The organism is Globicatella sp. HMSC072A10, assembly GCF_001811625.1.
Classification (GTDB): Bacteria; Bacillota; Bacilli; order Lactobacillales; family Aerococcaceae; genus Globicatella; species Globicatella sanguinis.
On record NZ_KV805655.1, the window covers coordinates 1 to 7,883 of the forward strand.

Genomic DNA, 7,883 nt, shown 5'->3' on the forward strand with positions numbered 1-7,883 from the left:
TTATTTTTCTAGCTTAATTTTACTATCCAAGACTCTAAAAATTACGCATAGTTCAAAAAAATTTCTAAATCCGCTTGGAGATGATAAAATGAAGCTAAATAGGTTGGCAAATTGATTTTCGAAAAGGACATTAAACTGAATTGGAAGAAGCAGGAAAGTCTATTTATTTAATAGAATAATGATGTATGGCCTGGACTTGCGTAAAATGTAAAAATCAAGGAGCGAAAAAATGAATAGAAAATTAATGGTCGGAATAGTGATAGGACTTATGACACTGTTGACTTCTTGTCAGACTATTGAAAAAGCAGTAGAAGAAACATTCGCTACGCAGCCCCAAAAGCTAAATGTAGAGGAAACAGAGGATCAAAAATTTTTAGACACTGTTAAGGATTTCTTCTTTGATGAAAGTAATGACCCCGTATTTATATTAGACATTATTAGCGATGCAGAAGATAAAATAGGTTTTGAATTTTCTATTGAACTCAATTCATATTTTCATAGGTATCTTTCGGAGAATGGCATTCAACGTTATCTATCAGAAGAAGAAGTCATCGAAATTGTTAAAAAATATGACGAGAATAACTTCATATTAAATCCGGATAAACGAGATGAAGTGATGGATGAGTTATTTGATCTAGTAGGTACGAGAGATTTCTATATTTATGAGGCTCGATTTAGACTTCATGATAGTAGTATCTATATATACATTGTGAATCCTGACAACCCTAAATATGTAGATTTGTATTATTTTAACTCAGGAATTGGCTCATGGACAGTCTCACCAGAAAAATTGAGTGCAGATGTTGATCCTATGGAAGGAGCGATTTTGTTATCAGATATTGATTTTGATAATTATAACAAGATTAGGAATGTCGGCATTGAAATCTTGAAAGAAATAGGAGATTACAGAGAGTTCAATACGATGAATAGTCAACTTGGAATAAACATGATCAGTACACATTGGCGTGATGACGATTTAGTTTTTAAAGCTGAAGTGAAGGGTGTTAGAGAAGACTACAATTTAACATTTGATGCAAAGGGTAATCTAATCGAGAAAGAGAGGGAATGATGGGATGTTCATCATTATAATCTTGTTTTTTATGTACATTTTTCCTATATTTTTTCTTACCATACCCGTTATTCGGACAACACCTTATGCCGCTACCGCACTTTTAGTATTGGGTGTGATTCTTTGGTTAGTACAAACTTACATGATTTCAAAGTTTATCACGATACCTAGAAAACAAGCGAGGCAACATAAAAGGGTCCAACGAAGCGGAAAGGCGGTGCAAGCGGAAGTCTTAGCGTCGGAACATGATGGACTGATAGACGATGAACCTTCCAAAAAAATACTGCTGAGCTTTACGAATTTAGTGGGCAGTCAAGTCAAGACTTATATTCAACTTGTGGATACTAAGGAACATGAAAAAAGGTTCGATCCTGGAAAAGAAATTACCATAAAATTAAATCAAAATAGTTTTGAACCTCCCTTTACCGCCGGGAAAGGAGAATATGAGACACCGCCTCGACCTTGGATTTGGTTTTGGTTGATTTTTAATCTTCTTTATATGGTTGGCTTTTTCCTTGTTTCCTATTATTTGCAGAGTGATGGATTCGGTTGGCGTTTTCTAAACCCATTTTCGCCGTGGTTGTGGGCACCCGTTTTGGGTATTTTCATTATAAATTTCCTATTAAAAACATTTGGTAGCCAAGATATTATTACCACATTCTACCCGCTTCAATCATTTCGTTCTAATAAAAATTTTGGCGAACTTTTATTATATGGTAAGACAACGCAAGGAGAAATTGTTAACTTTTCTCAAACTGGAACTTATATTAATGAACAACCTCAAGTGCGTTTTGATGTTCATTTTTTAAATGATAAAGGAGACTTATTAAATAAGAGGTTTAAACAAATCATTCCTCTGACTGATTTACATGAATTGAAGAAAGGCGAAGCGGAGGTTATCTACTTACCGAGAGATACGGATATCTTTATGGTCAAACCATCTCAGTCGGAGTGAGCACAGTAGAGTTGGTAAGATCTATTCAAATTGAATTTATGGGAAGCTACGTTCAGTGGCTTCTTTTTTATATTGATATCATATCTTTATTATTTGCAAATTGAGCCCTTGGATTTATAGGTTATAAGAAAAAATACGACAGTGCGTATAGTGGATAAAAGAGTATAACAGTGGATGAAATCGAACCGTCCATTCGAGCAAACGGGCAGGATATCAAACGACAGAACATCCATCGCAAATGCAAAACTTACTCAGTGAAAAGAGTCGAAATACCAAAGGAAGACGGCATTAAGTGAAAATGAGACAAGCACGTTTGTATAAAAATCAAGCGTATCTTTGTGATTCCAGGTTAGGCGGCTAATGCATCTAGACTAGACTAATATTATGGTGTACCTAATGATTTTCAAGTTTTTGAACTTTATTTTCGATTATCTGGTTAAGAGAATTCCCTTATAATAAATATATAAATAAATATTTCAAGGAGGCGCATAATCATGGTACAAAATGAATTGTTGATGAGCTCTGTGTTTATTGCTGGTTTTCTCTCATTTTTTGCACCGTGTACATTTCCGTTAATGCCGGTATACATTGGGCTGTTGACAGATAAAGCAGGAGAATATAATAAAATGACAATCGGAAAGCTAGAGATTAATAAAGGAGCCATTATCAAGACCATGGCATTTGTGCTGGGGCTTTCAACGAGTTTCGTTATTTTAGGCTTTGGGGCAGGAATTATTGGAAAATTATTAATCAATCGATGGTTATTGACGATTGCCGGATTCCTAGTGTTTTTATTGGGGATTCATCAAATGGATTTAATTCAATTTGAAAAAATAAATCAATTCAATGGTATTCAGTTTAATCATAATAAGCCAAAAGCATTGGGAGCCTATTTAATGGGTGTATCATTTAGTTTAGGTTGGACCCCTTGCGTCGGCCCTATCTTAGCAGCCGTCTTAATAACTTCTGCCAGCAGTGGTCAACAATTTTATGGTGCATTCTTAATGTTGGTTTATTCAATCGGCTTAATGATTCCCTTTTTAATAATGGCCATCGCTTCAAGTGCATTGATGAATCATTTCGAACAACTAAAGAAACATTTAGTCACCATAAAACGTATCGGAGGATTTTTAGTTGCTTTAATGGGAATTGTGCTAATGAGCAATCAGTTACCAAATTTAACCGCGTTTTTTAACAACTTATTTAACTAGTAAACAAGGAGGAAAAAATTATGAATAAGAGATTATTATTTGGATTAGTGGCAATGTCAGTCGTATTAAGTGCTTGTGAACCAGGCAATCAGGCAAAGAATGAAGGAATGAACGACGACGAAACGACAAAAATGGAGACGAAAATGGATCAGATGGAATCAACTAAAATGATGGATGACGAATCAAATGACATGGATGAAATGGAATCAGAATCAATGGACGATGACATGGGCGAAACGGAATCAATGATGGATAGTGCCACAGACAAAATGGACGAAACAAAATCAGAAGAAATGGATGACAACATGGCCGGAAGTGAATCAAAAGACATGATGGATGACGCATCAGATGAGATGGGCGAGACCGAATCCGAAGACATGATGGATAGCACCTCAGACAACATGGGCGAAAAGGAGTCAATGATGGATAGTGCCATAGACAAAATGGACGAAACAAAATCAGAAGAAATGGATGACAACATGACTAGCGAAAAAATGAACCAAGGTGAATTAGCACCAGATTTCAACTTACCCGATATAGACGGCAATATGTATAAATTAAGTGACCAAAAAGGTAAGAAAGTATATATAAAATATTGGGCTTCATGGTGTCCGATTTGTTTAGCTGGCTTATCAGAAATAGATGAGCTTTCAAAAACTTCAGAAGATTATGAAATTGTAACGGTCGTTTCACCGGGTCATAATGGTGAAAAGAATAAAGAAGATTTTATCAAATGGTTTAAGAGCTTAAACTATAAAAATATAAAAGTTTTAGTAGATGAATCAGGCAAATTCATTGAAGATTACGGCATTCGCTCAACACCGACCAATGTGATTGTAGGTTCAGATGGTGTTTTAGTAAAAGTGGCTCCAGGACAATTAAATAAAGAGACATTAGATCAAATTTATAAAGAAGTTCAGTAGGGAGGGGTAAAAATGAAAAAAATACTGTTACTAATGGTATTGGCAGTGACTTTATTAGTTACAGCATATACCGTCAAAGCGAATACAACTAATAATGAGCCGTCAAACAGTGCAATGACCAATAAGGAGATGCCTAATAACGAGATGAAAAATGACGATACAAGCAAGAAAATCGATGAAATTATCACCCAACAACAAAAGAAATCAGCGGATGAAAATCCAAATGATGTAGTAGACTATTCAAAAGCTGAATTAAAAACAATCTATTTAGCTGGTGGCTGTTTCTGGGGAGTAGAAGCCTATTTAGAAAAAGTATATGGAGTGGCTGATGTAGTAAGTGGTTATGCCAATGGTGATACAGAAAATCCAACTTATGAGGATGTTTCCTATAAAAATTCCGGACATGCAGAAACAGTAAAAGTAGACTATGACCCAACAAAAATTTCATTGGAACAAATTCTAGACTATTATCTATTAGTGGTAGACCCTACCAGTGTGAATAGACAGGGAAATGACCGTGGTGTTCAATACAGATCGGGTGTCTATTACACGGATGAAAGTGAAAGAAAAATAATTGGAGAGCGATTGAACAAAGAACAAGCAAAATATGAAGACAAAATCGTGGTAGAAGTTGAAAAATTAGATAATTTTTATGAAGCGGAAGAATACCATCAAGATTACTTAAAGAAAAATCCTAATGGCTATTGTCATATCGATATTTCAAAAGCCAATGAAGTAATCATTGATCAATCGAAATATCCAAAACCATCAGATGAAGAGCTAAAGAAGAAATTAACAGACGTTCAATATAAGGTTACACAAGAAAATGATACTGAACATGCCTTTTCAAATGAATATTGGGATAATGAGGCTAAAGGTATCTATGTCGATGTTGCAACCGGGGAACCTTTATTTAGTTCAACCGATAAATTCGACTCTGGTTGTGGTTGGCCATCTTTCTCAAAACCGATAGCCAAAGAGGTCGTGACTTATCATACGGATTTAAGTTATAATATGAAGAGAACAGAAGTGAGAAGTCGCTCAGGAAATTCGCACTTAGGTCATGTATTTGAGGACGGACCAAAGGAACTAGGTGGATTAAGATATTGTATCAATAGTGCTTCCATTCGCTTTGTTCCTCTAGAAGAGATGGAACAAGAAGGATATGGCTATTTAACACATTTAATAAAGTAGGTAAATATGTATAAATTATTAATTGCAGATGATGAATCAATCATCAGAAAAGGTATAAAAAAATTAGTTAACTATGACAAGCTCAATATTACGGAAGTTTTAGAAGCTGAAGAAGGACAAGAAGCCATAGACTTGGCTAATACGCATCAACCTGATATTGTTTTGATGGATATCAATATGCCTGAAATGGATGGATTAACCGCTGCAAAAATAATTAAAGAAAATAATCCTAATGTCTATCTGATTATTCTGACCGGATATGATTACTTTGAATATGCACAAACAGCCATTCGAGCAAAAGTTGATGAGTATCTATTAAAGCCTATTTCTAAAAAAGACATTGAATATATTTTGAAAAATGCGATCGTTCAAATTGATCATCTAAGAAAAGAACAATCCATAAAAAATATAGAGCAAACTGAAACGATCGAATTTGATGAGGAAAATAAGCTAATTAAGGAATATATTGAAGAAAACTTATTTAATATCGAGCTTTCCTTGAATAAAATGGCCGAAGATATTGGCTATAACAGCAACTATTTAAGTGTGCTAGTTAAAAAGATCTATGGTATTCCTTTTCAAGATTATATCAATAAGAAGCGAATGGAAAAGGCGAAAATTTTGCTTCTTTCAACGGATATGAAAAATTATGAAATAGCTAAAACGATAGGAATTGAAGATGTGAATTATTTTTTGACCAAATTTAAGAAATATTACAATATAACGCCAAAGCAGTTTAAGCAAGGATTAACCGATGAAAAATCAACTGAGAAAATTTAGCACGAAAATAAGCATTTATTTCTTCGTGATTTCCATATTATTGGTAACGATTTTGTCGTATCGCCATTACACTTATTCTGTCACTATCTTAAAAGACAGCAAGTACCAACAAACAGAGCAGCAATTAAAAAATGCTAGCACTTATATTTCCTCTTATTTAGAAAAAATAAAAGGTATTTCAAGTGTATTAGCCATGACACCAGAAATTGAAAATTTAGATCAGTCCAGTAGCGATTCAATTCAAAACATTATTGATTTAATCGAACAAAATGACCAATTGATTAAGAGGATATTTGTTATCTCAAAGAGTGGTAATTTGATTTCATCCTCTGCCATCGATTTTGAATTGTCGGATAATATGAATGATTTGGAATGGTATCAAAACCTCCAAAAATCAAATAACATGGCCATGGTCACAACGGAAAATCACAAAGGATTTTCAATGAATAAAACCGAGCGCGTTATATCCATTAGTCATCAGATTGTCAAAGATAAGGAAGTGCTAGGGTATGTGGTGATTGATTTGTCCTATAAATTGATTGAAGATTATGTATCAGCGATTAATTTTGGTGAAAAAGGGTATACTTTTATTACCACTTCAGAAGAAAAACTATTATTCGACTCCAATCAGATGGATACCAGCTCATTGGTAGAACAAGATAAATATTTACAACTGATTAATAACAGAATGAAATCCTTAGATAAAGGGTTTGTTGGAGCGCATGTTTACATCCCCAATACCGATTGGTTACTAGTAGGTGTGGCTTCAACCGAGCAAATTGATGAGCTTCAAAAGAAATTAATTGAAAATACAGTGACTTGGTCTGTGATTATCTTAATCTTAACGGTGGCTTTATCCATCCTTATTTCTCAATGGATTAGTAAGCCAATTACAAATTTAGCTGAAGAAATGAAAAAGGTCGATGAGAGATTTTCAAAGATAGAGATTGAAGACAGCGATTCGATTGAAATTCATACTTTGAAAAAAGAGTATAATTTATTATTAGAACGGATTAAAATGCTGACCAAAAATATCGAAGAAAAAGAAAATGCGAAAAGAAACTTTGAGTTGAAAGCTTTGCAGAGCCAAATCAATCCACACTTTATTTATAATACTTTAGACACGATACTTTGGCTCATCGAATTTGGTGAAAATGAAAAAGCAATTGAGGTTACGAAAGCGCTAGGGATGATTTTAAGAAGTACCTTGAGTATTAATCAAGATTTCATCCCTTTAGCCAAAGAAATAGAACATGTTCAAAATTATATGGACATCCAAAAAGTTCGCTATGACGATAAGTTTGAATACCTATTGGAACTCGAGCAACATACACCTGAAATAATGGTCCCTAAATTAATATTGCAACCCATTGTAGAAAATGCCATTTATCATGGCATCAAGCCTAAAAAAACAAAATCATTCATCAAAATTACTTCTTATATTGAGAATGAAGACTTGGTCATTAAAGTAGCAAATAATGGGGTAGACTTTGAAAGAGACAAGCAAAATCGGATCAAAACAAAACTGGGTGGCATCGGAATGAAGAATGTGGAACAGAGAATTAAGATTCTCTGTGGCGACCAATACGGTATCAAAATGTATCGACAAGACGCTCTCACTGTAGTGGAATATCGATTGAGTTTATAGGAAAGTATTCGAACATTTAGGCACGACTTTTTAATTAGCTGAATGATGTTCTTGAAAGGCTAAGCAACGAAAGTAAACGCCGAATAACCAGGTACGTATCACA

General features: G+C 34.3%; 7 protein-coding genes. All 7 read left to right on the forward strand.

Annotated features, from left to right (window positions below):
* Positions 1-229: 229 nt before the first annotated feature.
* Entirely contained in the window at positions 230-1,069 is an 840-nt protein-coding gene (locus tag HMPREF2811_RS02860; RefSeq protein ID WP_071408019.1) for a hypothetical protein, read from the forward strand.
* A 4-nt stretch (positions 1,070-1,073) separates the two neighbouring features.
* Positions 1,074-2,024 carry a hypothetical protein gene (locus tag HMPREF2811_RS02865; RefSeq protein WP_071408020.1) on the forward strand — a complete coding sequence of 317 codons (951 nt, stop codon included), beginning with the start codon at positions 1,074-1,076 and terminating at the stop codon, positions 2,022-2,024.
* A gap of 494 nt (positions 2,025-2,518) precedes the next feature.
* Entirely contained in the window at positions 2,519-3,235 is a 717-nt protein-coding gene (locus HMPREF2811_RS02870; RefSeq protein WP_071408021.1) for a cytochrome c biogenesis CcdA family protein, read from the forward strand.
* Positions 3,236-3,255: 20 nt separating this feature from the next.
* Positions 3,256-4,158 (forward strand): redoxin family protein, encoded by a 903-nt coding sequence (locus tag HMPREF2811_RS02875; protein ID WP_246829800.1) that lies wholly within the window; start codon positions 3,256-3,258, stop codon positions 4,156-4,158.
* Between the two features lie 12 nt (positions 4,159-4,170).
* Positions 4,171-5,352 carry a bifunctional peptide-methionine (S)-S-oxide reductase MsrA/peptide-methionine (R)-S-oxide reductase MsrB gene (gene msrAB / locus HMPREF2811_RS02880; RefSeq protein WP_071408022.1) on the forward strand — a complete coding sequence of 394 codons (1,182 nt, stop codon included), beginning with the start codon at positions 4,171-4,173 and terminating at the stop codon, positions 5,350-5,352.
* Positions 5,353-5,358: 6 nt separating this feature from the next.
* Positions 5,359-6,132 carry a response regulator transcription factor gene (locus HMPREF2811_RS02885; RefSeq protein ID WP_071408023.1) on the forward strand — a complete coding sequence of 258 codons (774 nt, stop codon included), beginning with the start codon at positions 5,359-5,361 and terminating at the stop codon, positions 6,130-6,132.
* The gene (locus tag HMPREF2811_RS02890) at positions 6,107-7,780 is read left to right on the forward strand and encodes a sensor histidine kinase (protein ID WP_071408024.1); all 1,674 of its coding nucleotides are present in this window, start codon (positions 6,107-6,109) and stop codon (positions 7,778-7,780) included. The genes HMPREF2811_RS02885 and HMPREF2811_RS02890 overlap by 26 nt, the downstream gene beginning before the upstream one ends.
* Positions 7,781-7,883 lie beyond the last annotated feature (103 nt).

Excerpts from the sequence above, each read along its gene's own strand:
- HMPREF2811_RS02860 (WP_071408019.1), top strand. The coding sequence starts at position 230 with ATGAATAGAAAATTAATGGTCGGAATAGTGATAGGACTTATGACACTG.
- HMPREF2811_RS02890 (WP_071408024.1), top strand. The coding sequence starts at position 6,107 with ATGAAAAATCAACTGAGAAAATTTAGCACGAAAATAAGCATTTATTTC.
- HMPREF2811_RS02875 (WP_246829800.1), top strand. The coding sequence starts at position 3,256 with ATGAATAAGAGATTATTATTTGGATTAGTGGCAATGTCAGTCGTATTA.
- HMPREF2811_RS02870 (WP_071408021.1), top strand. The coding sequence starts at position 2,519 with ATGGTACAAAATGAATTGTTGATGAGCTCTGTGTTTATTGCTGGTTTT.
- HMPREF2811_RS02865 (WP_071408020.1), top strand. The coding sequence starts at position 1,074 with ATGTTCATCATTATAATCTTGTTTTTTATGTACATTTTTCCTATATTT.
- HMPREF2811_RS02885 (WP_071408023.1), top strand. The coding sequence starts at position 5,359 with ATGTATAAATTATTAATTGCAGATGATGAATCAATCATCAGAAAAGGT.
- msrAB (WP_071408022.1), top strand. The coding sequence starts at position 4,171 with ATGAAAAAAATACTGTTACTAATGGTATTGGCAGTGACTTTATTAGTT.